The sequence below is a fragment of the Streptomyces sp. NRRL S-1813 genome, assembly GCF_000719605.1.
In the GTDB taxonomy this organism is placed as follows: Bacteria; Actinomycetota; Actinomycetes; order Streptomycetales; family Streptomycetaceae; genus Streptomyces; species Streptomyces decoyicus.
The window spans coordinates 1-201 of sequence record NZ_JOHB01000123.1; the positions used below are offsets into that span (position 1 = coordinate 1).

General features: G+C 52.7%; 1 rRNA gene. It reads right to left on the reverse strand.

The window, feature by feature from the left end:
- Positions 1–73 (reverse strand): 5S ribosomal RNA (gene rrf, locus IF67_RS0138600); the annotation flags it as partial.
- Positions 74–201: the final 128 nt, after the last annotated feature.

The window sequence follows — 201 nt, forward strand, 5'->3', positions numbered from 1 at the left end:
CATCGGCGCTGAAAGGCTTAGCTTCCGGGTTCGAAATGTAACCGGGCGTTTCCCTAACGCAATGACCACCGAAACACTATGAAGTTAACCAACCCGGCACAAACACAGGTCGTTACTTCAGAACCTACACAGTGGACGCGAGCAACTGAGGACAAGCCCTCGGCCTATTAGTACCAGTCAACTCCACCCGTTACCAGGCTT